17 protein-coding genes are annotated in these 20,215 nt (G+C 30.6%); 7 read left to right on the forward strand and 10 right to left on the reverse strand.

The window, feature by feature from the left end:
• Position 1: 1 nt before the first annotated feature.
• The 10 genes from argB to ELQ10_RS03170 all read right to left on the reverse strand — a co-directional run bounded on the left by argB (position 2) and on the right by ELQ10_RS03170 (position 14,063).
• Positions 2–847 carry an acetylglutamate kinase gene (gene argB / locus ELQ10_RS03125; protein WP_079460283.1) on the reverse strand — a complete coding sequence of 282 codons (846 nt, stop codon included), beginning with the start codon at positions 845–847 and terminating at the stop codon, positions 2–4.
• Between the two features lie 3 nt (positions 848–850).
• Positions 851–1,297: an N-acetyltransferase gene (locus ELQ10_RS03130; RefSeq protein ID WP_002857401.1), complete on the reverse strand. Its 447-nt coding sequence runs from the start codon at positions 1,295–1,297 to the stop codon at positions 851–853.
• A gap of 9 nt (positions 1,298–1,306) precedes the next feature.
• Positions 1,307–2,335, reverse strand: coding sequence for an N-acetyl-gamma-glutamyl-phosphate reductase (gene argC, locus ELQ10_RS03135; protein WP_134250181.1), 1,029 nt, complete (start codon positions 2,333–2,335; stop codon positions 1,307–1,309).
• Positions 2,336–2,416: 81 nt separating this feature from the next.
• Complete coding sequence (gene vvfC, locus ELQ10_RS03140; RefSeq protein ID WP_208379416.1) at positions 2,417–6,037, reverse strand: autotransporter serine protease VvfC; 3,621 nt, start codon at positions 6,035–6,037, stop codon at positions 2,417–2,419.
• Positions 6,038–6,076: 39 nt separating this feature from the next.
• Entirely contained in the window at positions 6,077–7,168 is a 1,092-nt protein-coding gene (locus ELQ10_RS03145) for a DNA adenine methylase (RefSeq protein ID WP_002851979.1), read from the reverse strand.
• A gap of 38 nt (positions 7,169–7,206) precedes the next feature.
• Positions 7,207–7,725, reverse strand: a complete 519-nt coding sequence (infC, locus tag ELQ10_RS03150; protein ID WP_002851726.1) for a translation initiation factor IF-3 — start codon at positions 7,723–7,725, stop codon at positions 7,207–7,209.
• Positions 7,722–9,530: a threonine--tRNA ligase gene (thrS, locus tag ELQ10_RS03155; protein WP_134250183.1), complete on the reverse strand. Its 1,809-nt coding sequence runs from the start codon at positions 9,528–9,530 to the stop codon at positions 7,722–7,724. Before thrS ends, infC begins: the two co-directional genes overlap by 4 nt.
• Before the next feature lie 130 nt (positions 9,531–9,660).
• Positions 9,661–10,464 carry an undecaprenyl-diphosphate phosphatase gene (locus tag ELQ10_RS03160; RefSeq protein ID WP_133401591.1) on the reverse strand — a complete coding sequence of 268 codons (804 nt, stop codon included), beginning with the start codon at positions 10,462–10,464 and terminating at the stop codon, positions 9,661–9,663.
• A 73-nt stretch (positions 10,465–10,537) separates the two neighbouring features.
• Positions 10,538–12,535: an oligopeptide transporter, OPT family gene (locus ELQ10_RS03165; RefSeq protein WP_079264657.1), complete on the reverse strand. Its 1,998-nt coding sequence runs from the start codon at positions 12,533–12,535 to the stop codon at positions 10,538–10,540.
• A gap of 181 nt (positions 12,536–12,716) precedes the next feature.
• Positions 12,717–14,063: a CitMHS family transporter gene (locus ELQ10_RS03170; RefSeq protein ID WP_002866359.1), complete on the reverse strand. Its 1,347-nt coding sequence runs from the start codon at positions 14,061–14,063 to the stop codon at positions 12,717–12,719.
• A gap of 243 nt (positions 14,064–14,306) precedes the next feature.
• On the opposite strand from ELQ10_RS03170, the gene ELQ10_RS03175 reads away from it, so the two are divergent.
• The 7 genes from ELQ10_RS03175 (at position 14,307) to purF (ending at position 20,215) form a co-directional block, all read left to right on the forward strand.
• Positions 14,307–14,648: a DUF4878 domain-containing protein gene (locus ELQ10_RS03175; RefSeq protein WP_002866358.1), complete on the forward strand. Its 342-nt coding sequence runs from the start codon at positions 14,307–14,309 to the stop codon at positions 14,646–14,648.
• Entirely contained in the window at positions 14,632–15,231 is a 600-nt protein-coding gene (locus ELQ10_RS03180) for a YiiX/YebB-like N1pC/P60 family cysteine hydrolase (protein ID WP_074469251.1), read from the forward strand. The genes ELQ10_RS03175 and ELQ10_RS03180 overlap by 17 nt, the downstream gene beginning before the upstream one ends.
• 63 nt (positions 15,232–15,294) lie before the next feature.
• Positions 15,295–15,642: a hypothetical protein gene (locus ELQ10_RS03185; RefSeq protein WP_002851849.1), complete on the forward strand. Its 348-nt coding sequence runs from the start codon at positions 15,295–15,297 to the stop codon at positions 15,640–15,642.
• Between the two features lie 134 nt (positions 15,643–15,776).
• Complete coding sequence (locus tag ELQ10_RS03190; protein ID WP_052782239.1) at positions 15,777–16,904, forward strand: hypothetical protein; 1,128 nt, start codon at positions 15,777–15,779, stop codon at positions 16,902–16,904.
• A complete protein-coding gene (locus tag ELQ10_RS03195; RefSeq protein ID WP_052782238.1) occupies positions 16,904–18,085 on the forward strand; it encodes an AAA family ATPase in 1,182 nt (393 codons plus the stop codon). Before ELQ10_RS03190 ends, ELQ10_RS03195 begins: the two co-directional genes overlap by 1 nt.
• 62 nt (positions 18,086–18,147) lie before the next feature.
• Positions 18,148–18,876, forward strand: coding sequence for a 4-hydroxy-tetrahydrodipicolinate reductase (dapB, locus tag ELQ10_RS03200; RefSeq protein ID WP_002854461.1), 729 nt, complete (start codon positions 18,148–18,150; stop codon positions 18,874–18,876).
• Between the two features lies 1 nt (position 18,877).
• Positions 18,878–20,215: an amidophosphoribosyltransferase gene (purF, locus tag ELQ10_RS03205; protein WP_134250184.1), complete on the forward strand. Its 1,338-nt coding sequence runs from the start codon at positions 18,878–18,880 to the stop codon at positions 20,213–20,215.

Below are 20,215 nucleotides of genomic sequence, written 5' to 3' on the forward strand. Positions count from 1 at the left end.
TTTAACCCACCAAAGTGCCTATACCTTCATCGGTAAAAAACTCAAGCAATAAAGAATGCTTCACGCGTCCATCTAAAATATGTACCTTTTTGACTCCATTTTCACAAGCATCAATGCAAGATTTTAATTTTACATGCATGCCACCTTCTATTTTGGGGGCTAAAATTTTAGCTTGTTCAAGATTGATTTTAGAAATTAAAGAATTTTTATCATTAAAATCCTCATAAAGCCCTGCAGTATCGGTTAGAAAAGCAAGTTTTTCAGCCCTTAAAGCCTTAGCGATCGCACAAGCTGCGTCATCAGCGTTGATATTATAAGTATTAAAATTCTCATCCATACCAATAGGAGCAATGATAGGTAAAAAATCTTTTTCCAAAAGCTCTTCTAAAATTTTCGAATTTACCTTTTGTATCGTGCCAACAAAAGCTAAATTTTCATCTTTTTTCACACATTCTAAAAGCGCGCCATCTTTACCACAAAGCCCTATGGCTTTAACTCCTAAATTTTGCAAACTATGGACTAAATTTTTATTGATATGATTTAAAACCATACTGGCTACTTCAGTAGTGGCTTTATCACTAACCCTAAGACCGTTTTTAAACTCACTCTTTACGCCTAATTTTTCACACATCGCAGAAATATCTTTTCCCCCACCATGTACGATGATAGGCTTTAAACCCACAAGTTTTAAAAGAGCTATATCTTGCATCACGCAATGCTTTAGCTCTTCATTTTCCATAGCTGATCCGCCGTATTTTATAAGTATAATCTTGGAATTAAATTTGCGTATATAAGGCAAAGCTTCGATTAAGACATTGGCTTTTTCTAAATATTTTTGCATGATCATTCCTTAAGCATTAAAGCTAGTTTGATTATACTCATTTAAAGAAAGATCGTAATAATTCGCATCCTCTCTTAAAGTAAAACCATAATGTTTCCAAAACTCATTGCCTAAATCATTGTTTTTAAAAGCGATTAAGGCGATTTTATTGATCTTTTGAGCTTTTAAGGCCTCAAGACAAAATTTTGTCATCTCGTGTGCTATACCCTTTTTTCTATGATCTTTATGCACACATACATGATAAAATCCCCCTGTGCGTCCATCATGCCCGCAAAGTATGCTTCCTACAATTTCTTCACCAAGCACTGCTACAACACTAAGATCTGGGTTTCTATCTAAAAAATTTTCTATATTTTCTTTGCTATCATCAATGCTTCTTATCCCAAAGCCTTTTATCTCACACCAAAGCTTATAAACGGCTTCATAATCGCTTTTTTGCATAGCTCGTATTAACATTTTTATCCTTTACAAATTTGCAAAGAATTTAAGTCCTTCATCTTCATCAAAATCAAACATTAAATTCATATTTTGAACAGCTTGTCCTGCTGCACCTTTGATTAAATTATCAATAGCACCAAGCACAATAACACGCTTTGTGCGTTGATCTACACTAAAATTTATATCCGCAAAATTGCTTGATTTAACCCACCGAGTCTGCGGAAGCGACTGCGGCGGTAAAAGCCTTATGAATTTATTGTTTTGATAGTATTTTGTATAAATATCGCGTATATCTTGTTCTTGCAAATTCTCTTTTAAATTTGCATAAGCACTGATTAAAATTCCTCTTTGCATAGGTACAAGATGAGGGGTAAATTGTAGAGTGATTTTCTCTTTGGCCGCATAGCTTAAATGCTCTTCAATTTCAGGAGTATGGCGGTGTGAAGCTAAACCATAAGCTTTGATATTTTCATTAACTTCGCAAAAAAGATTTTCCACCTTTGCACTTCTTCCTGCTCCACTTACTCCACTTTTTGCATCAATAATAACTGAGTTAAAATCAATGATCTTTTCTTCAAAAAGCGGATAAAGACTTAAGATAGAACAAGTGGTATAACAACCTGGATTTGCCACTAAACTTGCTTTTTTTATTTCTTCTTTATAAAGTTCGCAAAGTCCATAAACCGCATTTTGCAAAAGCTCTTGATTAGGATGAGTGAATTTATACCAAAGCTCATAATCTTTAGGATTTTTAAGACGAAAATCCGCACTTAAATCAATGATTTTCATCTTTTTTAACAAATTCTCATTTAAAAGCTTAGCACTAAATTCATGTGGAGTAGCCAAAAACAAAAGATCAAGTTCAAGTTCGTCTAAATTTTTATTTTCAAAATATAAATTTAAAGGGGTATTAGGATAAAGATCTTGATAATTTTGCCCCACGCTAGAACTCGAACCTAAATAAGAAATTTCAACTTTGGGATGATTAAGCAAAATGCGTACAAGCTCATTGCCCGCATAACCACTCGCTCCTAAAATCCCAACTTTTATTTTCATCTTTATCCTTTAAATGTAAAAGCAAGTATTATAAACAAAAAAAGCTTAAAATAAAAATACAATTTTTAAATTATTTTTTATTTAAAAACTATATCTTAAATTAGCATTTACACTCCAATCCACATTTAAATCGCCAAAAAATGTCTTTTCAAATTCAAAACTAAAGCGTGTTTTATCATTAAGCTTATAATCACTTCCTAAATTTATAAACATTCTTTGATCTTTTTTTCCTTCATATCTTCTCTGGCTTGCTTGATCCTCTAAAATTTGATCTCCTGTTTTAATCAGATCTGCATACAAACCAAGTCCTGTTCTAAAATTTAAATTTTGATTTTGACTTCCTATGAAAAATGCTGTTTTTGCGACTAAAGGAATATAAGAAGATCGTTTTAAACTGGCAATATCTCCTTTTAGATCCATAGCTCCTACATAACCACTGATAAATTCCAAACTCGGCTCAAGATAAAATTTATCATAATTTTTTCTATAACCTAACTCAGCACTTAAGATGATATTATGCGAACCATCGTTATCATCTAGTCTACCTTGATTTCCTGGGATAAAATTTGCATTTACTTCATTTTGATGATAAATATATCTTAAAACAAAATCACTATAAAAACCTTCATTAAACAAAAGGCTAAAATACTGTCCTATTCCATAACCATTTAATTTCGCACTCAAATCAGTAGCACTTAAATTCATATTTGTATAATTGATCATCACCCCGCTATAAAGCTCGAAATTCGAATACTCGTTTAATTTATCATATCCGCTTTGAATTTCAAAGTATTTTCCACTATTATACTCATCACTCGTACCCCCACCAAAAGTTCTTAACCACACCCCACTTTCGTAAGGATTATTGCGTAATTCTCCCATTCTTTTATGCATATTATTCCATTCTATCATGGAGCCCAAAGTAGCTTGAGCAAGTATAGATTTAGCTTTTGCAATAGCTTGAGTATTATCATTAGTAAAAAAATACTCATCTTTAGTTTTAGAATCAATTTTTTCTAAATTCCACTGGGCAAAATTTTCTTCATTGTGAGAAAAAACAACATTTGGGGTATAAATACTAAAACCTTGCTCCACATTTGGTATAGTAAAAAATTCCTTTGTTAAATGTTTATTTTCATCTTTTAAATGAGCTAGTAATATATTTAAATCCTCTTTTTTACTAGGATTATTAAGAAAATTTAATACTAAAGTATTATTTACTCCTTGCGCGCTTTCCTTAGAATTAATATAATCTGCCTTAGATTTTTCAAAATCCACATTGATTTTAAATATTGTATTATTTGCACTTAATTTTTTTGCATCAACTTTCCCATAAATGGCACTTTTTTCTGCTTGAATATTACTCATTTGTATATTAGACTCAAGCAAAGAATCTTTAATCACAAGATTTTTTTGTACATCATCAACACCTTTAATATTACCGCTAAAAACTATGTTTTGTAAAGTAGCATCAGAATGATCAAGATTTAAATTCCCGCTAAAATAAACCTTTTCTATCTTAGCATTTTGAGTATTTTGAAGCTTTTGCTCAAAAGCCATTTCTTTGCCAACCCCTGTATATGAAACATCACCATAAAAACTATCTTGAACTTTATCAGTGATATTTTCCCCATCTTTTTCATCGATCCACAAATTTTTACTTCCAAGCTCTATTTTGGAATTTTTAGCATTAAGATTTTCTACTTTTAAGCTTGCATTACGCCCTAGATAAAACTCGCTTTTTTCTAAATTAAGCTCTTTTAAAACAAAAACTCTATCTTCCCAATCTTCTTGTGCAAAACTTACAGGTTTGGTTAAAGCACTTAAACCTTGCCCTTGAAGTTTTTTAGCTTGTTCTTCGCTTACATAAGCGTGTATTCTAGCATGTCCTTGAAAATTTAACTTGGAATTTTCTGCCTTAAAAACACCTTCTTTATTGTAAATATTACCATCAAATACTAAGTTATTTTGACTCTTTGTATTGATATTTATAGCCTCATCTGAAAAGATATTGCCATGATAAAGATAATTTTGCTTGTTTTCTAAATTTAAATTTGCCCCTGCTTTAGAGCTTGTAATAAAAACATTATTAGAGCTAGCTTTAATTTGATCAAAATTTAATGTTAATCCTGATAAATCCAAAGTTCCACCATTCATATATAAAGTATCAGTTTTTAAATTTTGTGCGTTTTTAAACCCTAAAGTTCCACCATTCATATAAATTTCGCCAAAGATTAAACCTTCACCCTCAAGACTTACCTTACCCTCACCCATCCTAAGTCCTGCATCCACACTTTGACTTTTGACAACAAGCTCTCCTTCGCCCATTTTATAAAGAAAATCATCTTTTTTGGTTTTAACATTATATTCTATACTTGAACCCTTATCAGCGTAAATTCCTCCATGTATAAGCCATTTATCGCCTGTTATTTGCCAATTTGAATTTTGTTCAAAATTTAAAACACTAGCGCCTAAATCCACATCGCTATTTAAATTCATACTTCCATTTTGAGAAAAATACAAATCCTTGCTATTTTGCATTTCTTCAATTCTCTTATCATATTTAGTCTTATCATCAAAAGAATTTTTATAGCTTACATAACCCGCATTAGTCCCAGAAATCAAACTTACATTTTCTATTTTTTTACCATCTTTCATCAAACCATCACTACTAAGTGTATAAGTTCCAGATCCTATGGCTACTTTATGAGTATTTTGAAATTCATTAATCTTTACTTGATTGATCAAAGCATAATCAACCTGTGAACAAGTGTATCTATCAGTAAAATGGGCATTACAATTGCTTGTACTTACCACACCTACTAAATACCATTTTTTATCAATCTTATCATAAACATAAACTCCACTTCCAGAATCCCCAGGTGTTGATGAGCTTGTAAAAGGATTTCTTTTATCATTGGTATAATTAAGAAATTGCAACTTAAAACGCTTATCTTCAGTATTTTTAGGAGCTAAACTGACAAAACCTCCTAAATTAATTTCATTAGAATCAAAAATCTTAATGGGTACTTTATTTGTATCTTCAAAACCTAAAGCTACAATACCACTTCCCTCTCTTACAAAGTACTCATAACGCGAACTATCAAAAAGCTTGCCTTTGCCTTTGGAATAATCACATTTTCCACTTTGACAACTATCCCAAAAAGGATCCTTGTATCTAAAAATATCATCTGAATCTTCCATATTTTTTTCAATAAAATTTAAATCTTTACTCAAATTTGCACTTTTATTGAGATTGATCTTACTCATTTTCAAAACAGCAAAATCTACATTTTGTCTATTATAAGTAAAATTATCACTTGAACTTACCACTCTATTTGCCACACCCCCAAAGTGTAAAATACTACCTTGTTTTATATCGCCTTGATTAGCCCCATTTGGATTTGTACTCATATGAGAAGCACTGACTATATAAGATTGTCCTATATTGGTAAATTCTCCTTGGAATTTTCCTCCACGATTTGAAGTAGAAAAATCAATCATAGGCACATTGAAAGAGATGTTTTGATTAGGATTTTTTGCTAAAATTTCAAAGCCAATTTGACCTACTTGAAATTTACCCTTATTGCTAGCAAAATCAAGATATTCTTGAAAATAAAACTTTGGATCAATGGCCGAAGCAAAAAGATAATTAGAAAAACCAAATGCCATTAATGCACAAAAAGATAATTTTAGTTTTATAAATCCCTCCTTTTTATAAATATAATTTTAGCACAAAATTTAATTTTTAACTAAAATATAAAGTTGTTCATGAAGATGGATATTACGATTTTTAAGATTGCGAGAAGCTCTAAAAGTATTATATTTTTGTTCTAAAATCCGACATTTTCCAAGAGTACTTAAACGCTTTAAAAAAATTTCTTTTTTTACAAAACCTTCACAATTATAAGAAAGTAAAATCACTCTTGCTTTTAAATCATTAATAAGTTCAAATAAAGCATCTTGGGCAAATTTTGGCTTATTAAAAGTGCTACGGTTCCAATCTTTTGGAATGCCACTGATTTTAGAAATTTCTTCAGGTTTTTTATAATTTGCGATTAAATTTAGCATAAAATAATTAGAACTATAAGGGTGTTGATTATAAGGGGGATCAAGATACACTACATCAAAAAAATCAAGTTCTTTTGCAAGCATACTTGCATCCTTTTGCATCACTTCAAATTCACAAGAAAAATTTGAAAAAATAGGCATTTTAAGCTCTATTTCTCCTTTAATTCGTTTAAGTGCATTTTGTCCTTCGCCACCAAATTTTCCGATGCCATCCTTACCCTTATAAAAACCTTTAAAAACTCCACTAGTATTTGAATGAACACTGGCTTCATAAATCAAAGGAGCTATAAAGAAATGCCTCAATTCTTTTGGAATTTCATTTTCGATTTTTTGCCTTATAGTATCAAGATATAAAGCATTTTTAAAAGTATAAAAAACCCTTTCATTTTTTTTAATATCATCATCATCTTTTGGAGCATAAAGCTCACTGATAAAACCTTTTTGAAAATCTAAATTTTGGATTAAATTTTTATAATGCTTTTTTATATTTTGAAGTAAATCTTTGTCTTTATTGGCAAGATAACACTCATTGATGAGTTTTGAATAATCCTCTAAATCATTGGCTAAAATATAATTTGAGTGCGCTTTTGCAAAACGACTTACAACACCTGAGCCACTAAATATATCACAAAAACTAAATTTATCTTTACCAAGTTCTTTTTTAGCTACCTTAAAGCCCTTATTTAAAAAACTTAAAAGCGCTCTTTTATTTCCAAGATAAGTTATAATTTGCTCTTTTAAAAAAGAAGGATTTTCTTTCAAAATTTAAAACCTTTAAAAGCCTTATCCACAAAAGTGGATTAAGCTTTTTTTGGAGTTACAAGCATATTTACATAACGACCTTCAAAATTTGGCTCTTTGTCACGATTAGCTTCATTTTCTATCATAGTCCAAATTTTTTCAAGCAAAGCTACACCTGCTTCAGGAGTTGCCATTTCACGTCCTTTTAAGAACACACGAAATCTCACATGCTTACCTTGTTCTAAAAATTCTAAAGCATGTTTTACCTTGTAATTAATATCATTTTGAGCAATTTTTACAGAAAGTTTGATTTCTTTTATATCAATCACTTTTTGTTTTTTCTTTGCTTCTTTTTGTTTTTTCTCTTGTTGATAACGGAATTTACCATAGTCCATGATCTTGCAAACAGGTGGCTTAGCATCTGCAGCTATCATTACAAGATCAAGTCCTAAACGATTTGCAATTTCTAAAGCTTCATCACTACTAATAATACCATAAACCTTGCCATCATCGCCAACACATCTGATTTCATCCGCTCTTATTTCTTCATTGAGCAATACTTCTTTTTCTTTACTCAAAAGTGTACCTCACTCATTTTCTCCTTAACTAATTTAATAAATTCATCTAAGCTAAGATTTTTTTGTTCTTTAGCTCTTCTATCCCTTAAAGCAACGCTACGCTTTGCCACCTCATCATCGCCTAAAACTAAAATCATAGGTAATTTTTGTTTTTCAGCGATACGAATTTTCTTACTTAAACTCTCATTTTTTTCATACACCTCGCTATCGATATTAAGCTCTAATAATTCTTTTTGAATTTCTTTTGCGTAAGCAATATGTGCTTCGCCTATTGGTACTATACCCACCGCAGTTGGTGCGATAAAAAATGGAAACTCACCCGCACAATGCTCGGTTAAAATTCCTATAAATCTTTCAAAAGAACCTAAAATCGCACGATGCAACATTACAGGTTGTTTTTTTTCATTATCACTATCAGTATATTCGAGTTTAAAACGACTTGGTAGGTTAAAATCTACTTGTATAGTTCCACATTGCCACTTTCTTTTTAAGGCATCGGTGATTTTAATATCGATCTTTGGCCCATAAAAAGCCCCGCCACCTTCATCAATGCCATATTTTAAACCTTGTTCATCTAAAGCTTCTTTTAAAGCCTTAGTTGCCACTTCCCAAATTTCATCATCACCTATGGCTTTTTCAGGTTTAGTTGAAATTTCCATCTCATAGCTAAAATCAAATAATTTCATCAAATTATCCACAAAAGCTAAAATTTCTAAAACCTGCTCTTTAATCTGACTTGGCATACAAAAAATATGTGCATCATCTTGAGTGAATTCTCTCACTCTAAAAAGTCCGTGCAAAACCCCACTTTTTTCATGACGATGCACCACGCCATATTCAAAAAATTTCAAAGGCAAATCACGATAACTTCTTACATCACTTTGATAAATTTTAATATGCCCCACACAGTTCATAGGCTTAATACCATATTCTTGTTCATCAATTTGTGTAAAATACATATTTTCTTTATAGTTTGCATAATGCCCACTGATTTTCCATGCATCTGCTTTTAAAAGCTCAGGTCCACGCACAGGCTCATAACCACGCAAACGATGGATCTTATAAAGTATATGTTCAAGTTTAGATCTAAGTCTTGCACCATTACTCAACCAGATAGGAAGACCACCTCCGATCTCATCATCAAAAGTAAAAAGTTTAAGCTCTGTTCCAAGCTTTCTATGATCGCGTTTTTTAGCTTCTTCGATAATGGTTAAATACTCTTTTAAACTTTCCTTATCTGCAAAAGCAGTCCCATAAATTCGAGTAAGCATTTCTCTTTTTTCATCGCCACCCAAATACGCTCCTGCAACACGAGTGAGTTTAAAAAAGCGTAAAAATTTCGTATTTGGCACATGAGGACCACGACACAAATCTTCAAATTCACCTTGTTTATAAATACTTACAGCTCCATCAGGAATACGCAATAAAACTTCTTGTTTTAAATCATCATTTTGAAATTTAGCCAAAGCTTCGTTTTTTGTGATTTCATATTTTGAAATTTCAATCTTTGCTTCAGCAAGTTCTTTCATCTTTTTTTCAATTTTTACTAAATCTTCTTCGCCGATCTTACTTTCTACACGAAAATCATAATAAAATCCATCTTCTATAACAGGACCAACGAAAAATTTAGCTTCAGGATACAAACTCTTAATCGCCTGTGCCATTAAATGTGCACAAGAATGACGGATTACTTCTAAACTTTCTTTAGAATTATCAAAATAAATTTCTTTTAAATTTGTATCTTTCACACTTTGAGAGTCAATTATCGTCTCATTGTCCAAATACGCAATAACTTCTTTTTCCATATTTTTAACCCTTTGTCGCTCACTTACCCTGTGAGTGTTTATAAAGTTCTAATTTTAACTTTCTAAGACTTAATTATTTTTGAAATTCAGCTTATTTTTAAAAAAATCTTAGAATAAATTTAATATTTATTTATAGCTTAAATTCACTTCCAGCATTTAAAATCCCACTATAATACAAATAAAAGAAAACAAATCCTAAAATAATACGATAAATTCCAAAAGGGATAAAGTCGAATTTAGAAATAAATTTTAAGAAAAATTTTATAACTAAAACCGCAACAACAAAAGCAGTGATGAAACCTATGCCTAAAGGAATTAAAGAATTTGCATTGCTCAGTAATTCAGGCTCTTTATAAATACTATAAGCTGTAGCAATAATCATCGTTGGAATAGCAAGCAAAAAACTAAACTCAGCAGCCACTTTTCTATTAAATCCTAACAAAAGCCCACCAATAATACTTGCTCCACTCCTTGAAGTGCCAGGAATCATGGCTAAAGATTGAAAAATACCTATACAAAAAACTTGTTTAAAGCTTATTTCTTCTAAGGAATTGATACGATATTGTTTATTTTTGTGCGCAAGTTCTATAAGAATAAGCACAACACCACCAAAAATGAGCATTCCAACCACAACCCAACCATTAAATAAAGCATTTAAGTATTTTGCCACAAAAAGCCCTATAACTCCAGTAGGAAAAAATCCCACTGCAAGTTTTAACCAAATATCAAGCCCTTGAAACAATTTACGCCAAAATACAAAAATTACCGCCAAAATAGAACCAAGCTGGATGATAATCAAAAAACTTTTCCAAAACTCATCTATATCAATACCTAAAATAGTCGTACCTAAAATCATATGTCCTGTTGAAGAAACAGGTAAAAACTCAGTCAGACCTTCTATAATTCCAAGTATTAAAGCATATAAATTTTCCATTTTAATCCTTGAATGATAATTGCAAAAGAAAAATTATATCAGAATGGATTAAATGGGGTTTTAACCCCAAAAATTAAGCATCTTTTTTAACAATACGCTTAATGAAATATAATACAACTCCCACAAAAAAGATAAGTGCGAAAAGCTCGCTATCATGAAAATTTGCTAAATTTAAAGCTAAAGGATTTTCACTACCACCCATACTTACTGAAAATACAGTAATTCCTGCGATAATTACCCCAAAAATACTTTCACCCACTATAAGCCCTGAAGCAAAAAGCGTGCCTCTTTGCTCACAACTTGCAAGTTTTTCTTCTTTATGAGAATTTTTTGCATATTTTTTAGTCAAGTATTGCATTACAATATATTTTAAAATTCCGCCTATAACTAAAGGTATATTTACAGCAGGCGGAAGGTAAATACCTATTCCAACGGCTAAAGGCGGCAAAGACATTTTCTGTGTTCTTCTTAAAATTTTATCTATAATAATCATTAAAATTCCTACAAATACACCAAAAGCCATATAACCCCACTCTATATTGTGATGAAAAATTCCTTGAGCGATAGTACTCATTAAATTCGCTTGCGGTGCTGCTAAAGCCGATGAAGCATCCATACCTTCTCTTGGCATTGCTCCAACAAAACCATAGGCTTGATAAAGCAAATTTAAAACAGGAACTATAGCCAAAGCACCAAAAACACAGCCTACAAGTAAAGCAACTTGTTGCTTCCAAGGAGTAGCTCCGACTAAATGTCCTGTCTTTAAATCTTGTAAATTATCATTCGAAATAGCAGCTGTAGCCAAAATAACACTAGTAGTAAAAATAGCTAATGCTACTGCAAATTTAGAAAGCATAGGATCTTGAAAAAGTTCCACACCTAAAACCAAAAAAACAATAGAAGAAATAATAACACCAATAAGTCCGATTCCAGAAATAGGACTAGAAGAAGATCCTACAAGTCCTGCCATATATCCGCAAGCTGCTGCAACAAAAAAACCTATTAAAACAGAAACTAAAGTTCCAACAAATGAAAATAGCATTTGATAATAAATACTTAAGTTAGCATCTTCAACAAAACTATAAAAAGTAATAAATAAACCCACAACCATTAAAACAAAAAGTATAAAAATACTTTTTAAAGAAAGGTCTATATTTGTTCTTTCATTTTTTTCTTGATTAGTAATTTTAACATTTTTAACAATTTCTTTAATACCTTCAATAACGGGTTTTAAAAGTTCTATTAAAGTCCAAAGCGCTGCTATAGCAATAGCTCCTGTTCCTATAAGCCTTACTTTAGAACTCCATACACTAGAAGCTAAATCTACGGCATTTTTTGCACTATCAAATTCAAAATTTGAAAGATAGGGAGTAAAAATACCCCAAGCTAAAAACATACCTACAAAAAGAGCTATAGCACCTGCTAAACCAACTAAATAACCTGCTCCTAAAAGTGCCAAAGAATATCCCATAGAAAAACCAAAAGCCATTTTATTCCAAATAAAAGCAAAATTACTCTCACTTGCAGCGAGTTTAAAACCATTGCTTAATAAACTAAAAATAGCAGCTATAAAAGAGCCTAATGCTATTTCTTTAATGCCTTGTTTTCCTTTTTTATTACTCTGATCTTTATTGGCTACTTTTAAAATTTCAGCTGCGGCTCTACCCTCAGGATAAGCAAGTTTACTTTCAACCACCATAGCCCTTCTTAATGGTATAGTAAAAAGCACTCCAAGTCCACCACCACAAAGACATATCATAAAAGTTTGCCAAAGTGGAAATTCACTCCAATACCCACACATAAAAAGCCCTGGGATAACAAAAATAACTGATGATAAAGTTCCTGCTGCTGAAGCTTGAGTTTGAACCATATTATTTTCTAAAATATTTGAAGTCTTAAAAAGACTCAAAACCGCCATGGAGATGACCACAGCTGGAATTGATGATGAAAAAGTAAGTCCCACTTTTAACCCCAAATATACATTTGAAGCTGTAAAAATAATAGTTAAAATACTTCCCAAAATCAAACCCCTTAAGGTAAGTTCTGGTAAATTTTGTTTTTTGTACATCATTTCTCCGTTTTAAAATTTACTTTCAACTTAAAAAATATTCTTATAAGTTTAAATTTATAATTTTCTCTAAAGCAAAATAAAATAATACAAAAAAACGCTTATATTTTTATAAATTTTTGACTCAAAAATATCATAAAACAATGAACCAATCATTGAAAAATCAAAAGTTCTTTTATTTTAATTATATTATCCCAGCTACCTCAGCAAAAATCAAGCAAATAATACTTATACCCCATATATAAAAAAAGCTTCTTTTGATATGATCTTTAATATTAACCTCTGCTAAACCACAACCTAGCAAAGTTGCAGGCACAACAGGAGAAATAAATGTCGCACAATTTCTTGCTATCACCATGATAATAGCTATAGTCAAAGGTTCAGCGCCAAAAGCCTTAGTTACACTCAAAACTATAGGCATCACTCCATAAAAATAAGAATCTGTACAAAAAATAATTGCCATTGGAACAGCCAATATCCCTACCATCAAAGGAATATAAGCGCCTAAATAATCTGGAACAAAATTTAAAATCAAAACACCCATTTTCTCCATAATACCACTTTTATCAAATACGCCTATTAATATCCCAGCACCAATTAAAGTAATATACATAAGCATTGCACCACCACTTGCACGATCTAAAACTTTTTTAGCTGTTTTTAAATTAGGATAATTAAGCGGTAAAATTATTGCAAGTCCTATCATAAAGCAAATATAACTAGGAATAATACCGCTAATTAAAAGCCCAATAACCCCAATAGCTACAAGTAAATTTAACCAAAACCATTTTTCATTATGGTGTTCGCTTTTTTCTATATTTAAATTTATTCCAGACAAGTTACCTGCGCCTGCACCTCTTTTTATTTCTATCTTAGCAATCCAAATTGCCAAAAGAAGGGATAATACCAAACCTACAATCTGAATAGGTATAATATGGTGCCAAAGCAAATTTGCATCCATTCCTATATTAGTAGCCGCTCTTAAAGTAGGACCACCCCAAGGAATAACATTCATAACCCCCATAGCCGAAGTAATAATCAATAACATTGAAGTCTTTCTTATACCTAAACGCTCATAAATAGGTAATAATGCAGGTATTACAATAAGAAAAGTAGAAGCACCTGAACCATCTAAATGCACAGCAGCAGCAATAAAAACAGTAAGAATGCAAACTTGATATACATTAGCTTTCATTTTTGATAAAAATGCATTTAAAATTTTAGTAAAAAAACCACTTGCATTTAAAACACTAAAAAAGAGTATAGAAAAAACAAACAAAGCTGCCGTATCCGTTACGCTTTTGACTCCATCTTTAATAAAAGCAACCAATGTTTTAATATCAAAAACACCTCCTTTAACCCCTAAAGCTGCACCCACGCCAAAACCAAGCTGTTCAAGAATAAGTAAAATGCAAGCTACACTAATACTTACACTTATAAAAGCTAATGCTGGAGTAGTATAATCTTTTAGCAAAAGCCAAACTATCAATCCTAACGAGAAAAAACCCAATAAAGCTAAAAAAATTTCCATATCCTATCCTTTTGTATCATTTTTATTCGATAATAAAATAGGATATTTTAAGTCCAACTTATATGTGTTTAATTTATAGCTTTTTGAAAAAAATATATTTTCTAATGTAACCATTTTAAACAAGAATAAAAAAATAATTTTGAATTATTTTGCTATAATTATGAATATTTTAATTTATACTATCAAAGGAAAAAAATGAAATTTTTCAAACTTTCTTTCTTGGCTTTAGTTGCCTTTTTTGTAGTGGCTTGCGGTTCTTCAAATCCTGAAGATTTAGCTAAAAATTTTACAAAAGATCTTTACAGTGGTGATGCTAAATCTGTTATGAGTTACATTGATCTTAGCGAAGCTAAAAGTGATGAAGAAAAAACATTTGTTAGTGGTAAAATCACTCAAGTTGTTGCTGAAAATGCAGCCAAAGCAAAAAGAATGGGTGGTGTTAAAGATATTCAAATTGAAGAAAAAACAATCAATGAAGATTCTGCTAAAATCAGAGTTTTAGTGTTATTTAACAATGATAATAATCAAAGCAGCAATGTTTTTCTTGCTAAAAAAGATGGAAAATGGCTTGTTTTACTTAAATAAAATTTTATATTTTTTCTTAATTTTATTTTTATTGATTGGAATTTGGGGTTTCTTTCTAAATTCCAATCCTTCAAATCATCAAAAACCCCATCTACCTTCTCTTGAAATAGGCGATCTTGTCTTTCGTGCAGGAATAGGAAGTGAAAGTTTTTTAATAGAAAATTTAAGTCAAAGCCCTTATTCTCATATCGCTATGGTAGTTAAAACTTCTCCAACTATACTCATACATGCTACAACAGATGATGACAAAAACGCTAAAAACCAAGTTATCTTAAGCTCTATGGATGATTTTTTAAAACTGAGTCATAAAATTGCTATTAAAAGATTAAAATTTGATGAAAAAACCAAACAAAAAATAGTTACTAAAGCTTTGGAACATTTAGGCAGAAAATTTATCATAAGTACAGATAAAGATGCTTTTTACTGCACTACTTTTTTAGAACAATCTATTAACTCCATTACCCCATTTCATCTTCAATACACTCTAATCAAAGCTCCTTTTAATGAAGGTTTATATCTTTTTCCACAAACTTTTTTTGAAAATAATCAAAGCGTATTAATTTATGAAAGTCAAAATTTTTAATTTCACATTCACTTCACTTAAAAATTTTATAATGTCATCACTTTACATTAAGGAGAAATAATTATGAAAAAAAGTATTTTATTCGCATCAGCACTTTTAGCTAGCTCAATGCTTTTTGCAGATAGTCTAAAACTTGAAGGTACTATTGCACAAATTTATGATAACAATAAAACCTTGCTTATTGACTCTATTTATGGCGGACAAATGGCTATAAAAGTTCTACCAAATACCGAAATAGAAATGGATGATTGTGGTATTTTTGGAACAGATAAAGATGGAACTTTTAAAGATTTACAGGTTGGAAATTTTTTAGAAAGTAAAATTTCTTATGGAACACCTGCTACACCAAATACTCAGGCTATTCCAGTAGCTAGAAAAATTGAAATTCAATGTTATAAAAAAGCTTATTAATATAAATCCCTTAACAAGGGATTTATAAAAATCATTCTTTACTAAACTACTTCATCACTCTTAAATAAAAATTTAAACTCTTTTTTAACAAGCAATTTATAAAATAACACTTATATTTTCATCTAAGGCAAATAATGAAAAAATGGATTTTTATTGTTTTTTGTTTTATATTAGGTTTTATTATTCATATATTTTATATAGGATACACTAACGAACTTTTATTTAATAAATTTATTAAAAACAGCAATCCTGATTATACAATTACAGATATTTACTTCAAAAAAGGTTTTTTAACTTCTAAAGGAAGTTTTACTTTAAATCACTCTCATACACAGCTTTCAACCAAAATCAACCTTAAATTTAATAATTATTTTTTCTTAAATAAAATTATAAAAGGAAATTTTACAAATCCTTTTGATTTTTTAGATGAAGTGTTAAAAAACAATAAATTAGGAACTTTTACTCTCAAATTACACGATAACAACTCTAAAATATTTCTAAATATTAAAGATATAAATTTAAGCAATGAAGGCGGAGATACCATCATAAACGGCGGATATATTGAAGCTTTAATGAATAAAAATTTAGAAATTAAAAACATTAAAATACATTTTGATATGATTAATTTTTCTCAATTTTATACTAAATTTGTATTGCAAAATTTAAATTACGAACAATTTTTTAACAATCCTGTACAATTTTATGAGTTAAATTTATTTAGCGATAGCCAACAACAAATCAACTTTGATTATCTTGTACTAGATAACAATAAAATCAATTCTTTTTATAGCAAAAACCAAGTAAATTTTAATGAAGAAAATTCAACAATAAACTTAAACATACAAGGAAAATCCAATGAAATTGATATTGATCTTAAATCTTTATTGGGTCAGAATTTAAATTTTGACAAAACAAAATTTAATATAACCATAAATAAATTTCTTAACTCAAATTTCAATATCTCTCATTTTATTCAAAAAAATCTTGATCTAAAAATACAAAATTTAATTCTTGAAAAAAATAAACAAAACATCAGTCTACAAGGCAATTTAAATATCAACAACTCTTATCAAGCAAAATTACAAGTTATCAGTTCAGATGAGCCTGATGAAATTTTTCCTTGGACAAAGGATTATGGAGGTTTAAATCAATATTTTTTAAAAGAAAATAATAACTTTTTTCTAAATTTATCTTATGATAGCTTAGCCAATCCTCAGCTAAAAATTAATGGTAGTGAATTTTCAAATATGGATTTAAATTAATGAGCCTAGCTTTGACCTTTCGCCCTGAAAATTTTGATGATATTTTAGGACAATATGAGCTTATAGAAATTTTCAAAAAATTTACTGCTTTACAAAAACTTCCTCATAGCATTTTTTTTGGAACAGCAGGTTCTGGAAAAACAACTTTTGCTAGAGTTATAGCAAAAGAATTTGGCTTAGATTTTTATGAATTTGATGGAGGAAATTTTAAACTCGAAGAACTAAGAAAAATTTTAGATAATTATAAAAATAGTCTTTATAAGCCTTTAATTTTTATTGATGAAATTCACCGCCTTAGCAAAACCCAACAAGAAATGCTTTTAATTCCTATGGAAAATTACCGTTTAATTTTAATCGGTGCAAGCACTGAAAATCCGTATTTTGTTTTAAGTTCTGGTATAAGAAGTCGTTCCATGCTTTTTGAATTTAAATCTTTAGGGGTAAAGGAACTTGAAACTTTACTCTTGCGTGTACAAGAAAAAATGAAATTTAGTATTGATAAAGAAGCTAAAGATTTTCTACTTAAAAGTGCTGATGCAAGAGCTATGCTAAATTTGCTTGAATTTGTCTTGGTTTTAGATGAAAAACATATCAGTCTTGAAAATCTTAAAAAACTTCGCAACACCATAAGTAGCGAAGGTGTTAGTTCAAAAGATACACATTATATTTTAGCAAGTGCAATGATAAAAAGTTTACGCGGAAGTGACATTGATGCAGCTATTTATTATCTTGCAAGACTTATTGATGCAGGAGAAAGTGCGGATTTTATCGCTAGACGTTTGGTGATTTTTTCAAGTGAAGATGTTGGAAATGCCGATCCAAATGCTCTAAATTTAGCAGTTTCGACTCTAGAAGCTGTTAAAAATATAGGTTATCCTGAAGCAAGAATTATCCTAGCCCAATGCGTAGTTTATTTAGCAAGCACAATCAAATCTAATGCAAGCTACAAAGCTATCAATGAAGCTTTAAACTATGTAAAAAATAATGCGGCTTTAGAAATACCTAATTATCTTAACAACAATCATCAAGAAAAACAAAACTATCTTTATCCGCATGATTTTGGTGGCTGGGTAGAGCAAAAATATCTTAGTAAAAATTTAAAATTTTATCATAGCAAGGGCTTAGGAGAAGAAGCAAAATTGTTAGATAATTTATATAAATTAAAAAACCATAAAGCTTAATTTTATTATTTAAAATTTACAAAATAAATGCTAAAATCAATATTTTATTTTCAAGGAAAAAGATGATTAAAATAGGAATTTATGGCGCTAAAGGACGCATGGGAAAACAGATTGAAGAATGTTTAAAAAGCGAAACACAAGCACAAATTTCGATACTTTATGATAAGGGTGGAAATTTAGAAGAGCTTTTTGAAAAAAGTGATGTGATTATTGATTTTTCTTCCCCAAGTGGAACTCATGAACTTTTAAATTATGCAAGAACTATGCCTAAACCTTTGGTAATAGGTACAACAGGGCTTGATGAGAAAATTTTACATTTGATGCAAAGTGCTAGTGAAGTGATGCCGATTTTTTATGCGACCAATATGTCTTTAGGTGTTGCAGTTTTAAACTATCTTGCTAGCAAAGCAAGTCAAATGTTAAAAAATTTTGATATAGAAATTTTAGAAATGCATCATCGCCATAAAAAAGATGCACCAAGTGGTACGGCTATGACTTTAGCCCAAAGTGTAGCAAAAGCTAGAAATTTAGAACTTGAAAAAGTAAGAGTAAGTGGAAGAGATGGCATTATAGGTGAAAGAAGCAAAGATGAGATTGCCGTGATGAGTTTAAGGGGTGGCGATATAGTAGGACGCCATACAGTAGGTTTTTATGAAGATGGTGAGTTTTTAGAACTTAATCATACTGCTACTTCAAGGGCGACTTTTGCTAAAGGTGCGATTAAAATCGCTATTTGGCTTAGTAAGCAAGAAGCAAAAATGTATTCAATCAATGATTTTTTAGGAATTTAAAATGTGTGCAGTTGTAGGAGTTATCAATTCAAAAAATGCTAGCACTTATGCGTATTATGCGCTTTTTGCTATGCAACACCGCGGGCAAGAAGCAAGTGGTATTAGTGTGAGTAATGGTAAAAATATTAAGACTATTAAAGCTAAAGGTGAAGTGAGTCAAATTTTTAATCCTGATAATCTAAAAACTTTAGAAGGTGAAATCGCTATAGCGCATAATCGCTATTCTACAGCAGGAAATTCAAGCTTAAATGACGCTCAGCCCATAGCAGCTACTTCAGTTTTAGGTGATATTGCTTTAGCGCATAATGGAAATTTAGTCAATAAAGAAGAGGTAAGATCAAGACTTATTCAAGATGGGGCTATTTTTCAAACCAATATGGACACAGAAAATGTTGTCCATCTTATCGCAAGAAGCAAGCAAGAAAGTCTAAAAGATAGATTTATTGAGAGTTTAAAAGAATGTATAGGAGCTTATTGTTTTGTTTTAGCAAGCAAAGATAAACTTTATGTTGTAAGAGATCCTCATGGGGTGCGTCCTTTGTCTTTAGGGCGTTTAAAAGATGGAGGCTATATAGTTGCTAGTGAAACTTGTGCTTTTGATCTTATAGAGGCTGAATTTATTCGTGATGTTAAACCAGGAGAAATGCTTATTTTTACTCAGGGAAATGATAAATTTGAAAGCATAGAACTTTTTTCTCAAACTCCTAGAATTTGCGCTTTTGAATACATTTATTTTGCTAGACCTGATAGCATAGTAGAAGGCAAAAGCGTGTATGAAGTGCGTAAAAAAATGGGCGAAGCTTTAGCTAAAAAATTTGCTTATAAAGCAGACTTTGTCGTGCCTGTGCCAGATAGTGGAGTAAGTGCAGCTATAGGTTTTGCTCAATATTTACAAATCCCTCTTGAAATGGCAATAGTAAGAAATCATTATGTAGGAAGAACTTTTATAGAGCCAACTCAAGAGCTTAGAAATTTAAAAGTAAAATTAAAGCTTAATCCTATGCGTAAAGTTTTAGAAGGCAAAGAAATCGTAGTCATTGATGATAGCTTGGTGCGTGGTACTACTTCTAAAAAAATCATTTCTTTACTTCGTGCTGCAGGAGCGAACAAAATTCATCTTGCCATAGCTTGTCCTGAGATCAAATTTCCTGATACTTATGGCATAGATACTCCAACTTTTGAAGAACTTATCAGCGCAAATAAAAACGCTGAAGAAGTGCGCGAATATGTAGAAGCTGATACGCTAAGTTTTTTAAGCATAGAAGAATTAACTCAAAGTATAGGCGATGAAAGGAAATATTCTTTAATCAGTTTTGATGGAGATTATTTTATTAAATAA

Origin of the sequence: Campylobacter sp. US42a, from assembly GCF_004379055.1 — a bacterium.
Classification (GTDB): Bacteria; Campylobacterota; Campylobacteria; order Campylobacterales; family Campylobacteraceae; genus Campylobacter_D; species Campylobacter_D jejuni.

What these genes read in the sequence shown, in the direction of transcription:
- argB (WP_079460283.1), bottom strand. Translation starts at nt 847, where the DNA reads ATGATCATGCAAAAATATTTAGAAAAAGCCAATGTCTTAATCGAAGCT.
- ELQ10_RS03130 (WP_002857401.1), bottom strand. Translation starts at nt 1,297, where the DNA reads ATGTTAATACGAGCTATGCAAAAAAGCGATTATGAAGCCGTTTATAAG.
- argC (WP_134250181.1), bottom strand. Translation starts at nt 2,335, where the DNA reads ATGAAAATAAAAGTTGGGATTTTAGGAGCGAGTGGTTATGCGGGCAAT.
- thrS (WP_134250183.1), bottom strand. Translation starts at nt 9,530, where the DNA reads ATGGAAAAAGAAGTTATTGCGTATTTGGACAATGAGACGATAATTGAC.
- ELQ10_RS03160 (WP_133401591.1), bottom strand. Translation starts at nt 10,464, where the DNA reads ATGGAAAATTTATATGCTTTAATACTTGGAATTATAGAAGGTCTGACT.
- ELQ10_RS03165 (WP_079264657.1), bottom strand. Translation starts at nt 12,535, where the DNA reads ATGATGTACAAAAAACAAAATTTACCAGAACTTACCTTAAGGGGTTTG.
- ELQ10_RS03170 (WP_002866359.1), bottom strand. Translation starts at nt 14,063, where the DNA reads ATGGAAATTTTTTTAGCTTTATTGGGTTTTTTCTCGTTAGGATTGATA.
- ELQ10_RS03185 (WP_002851849.1), top strand. Translation starts at nt 15,295, where the DNA reads ATGAAAAAAAGTATTTTATTCGCATCAGCACTTTTAGCTAGCTCAATG.
- ELQ10_RS03190 (WP_052782239.1), top strand. Translation starts at nt 15,777, where the DNA reads ATGAAAAAATGGATTTTTATTGTTTTTTGTTTTATATTAGGTTTTATT.
- ELQ10_RS03195 (WP_052782238.1), top strand. Translation starts at nt 16,904, where the DNA reads ATGAGCCTAGCTTTGACCTTTCGCCCTGAAAATTTTGATGATATTTTA.
- dapB (WP_002854461.1), top strand. Translation starts at nt 18,148, where the DNA reads ATGATTAAAATAGGAATTTATGGCGCTAAAGGACGCATGGGAAAACAG.
- purF (WP_134250184.1), top strand. Translation starts at nt 18,878, where the DNA reads ATGTGTGCAGTTGTAGGAGTTATCAATTCAAAAAATGCTAGCACTTAT.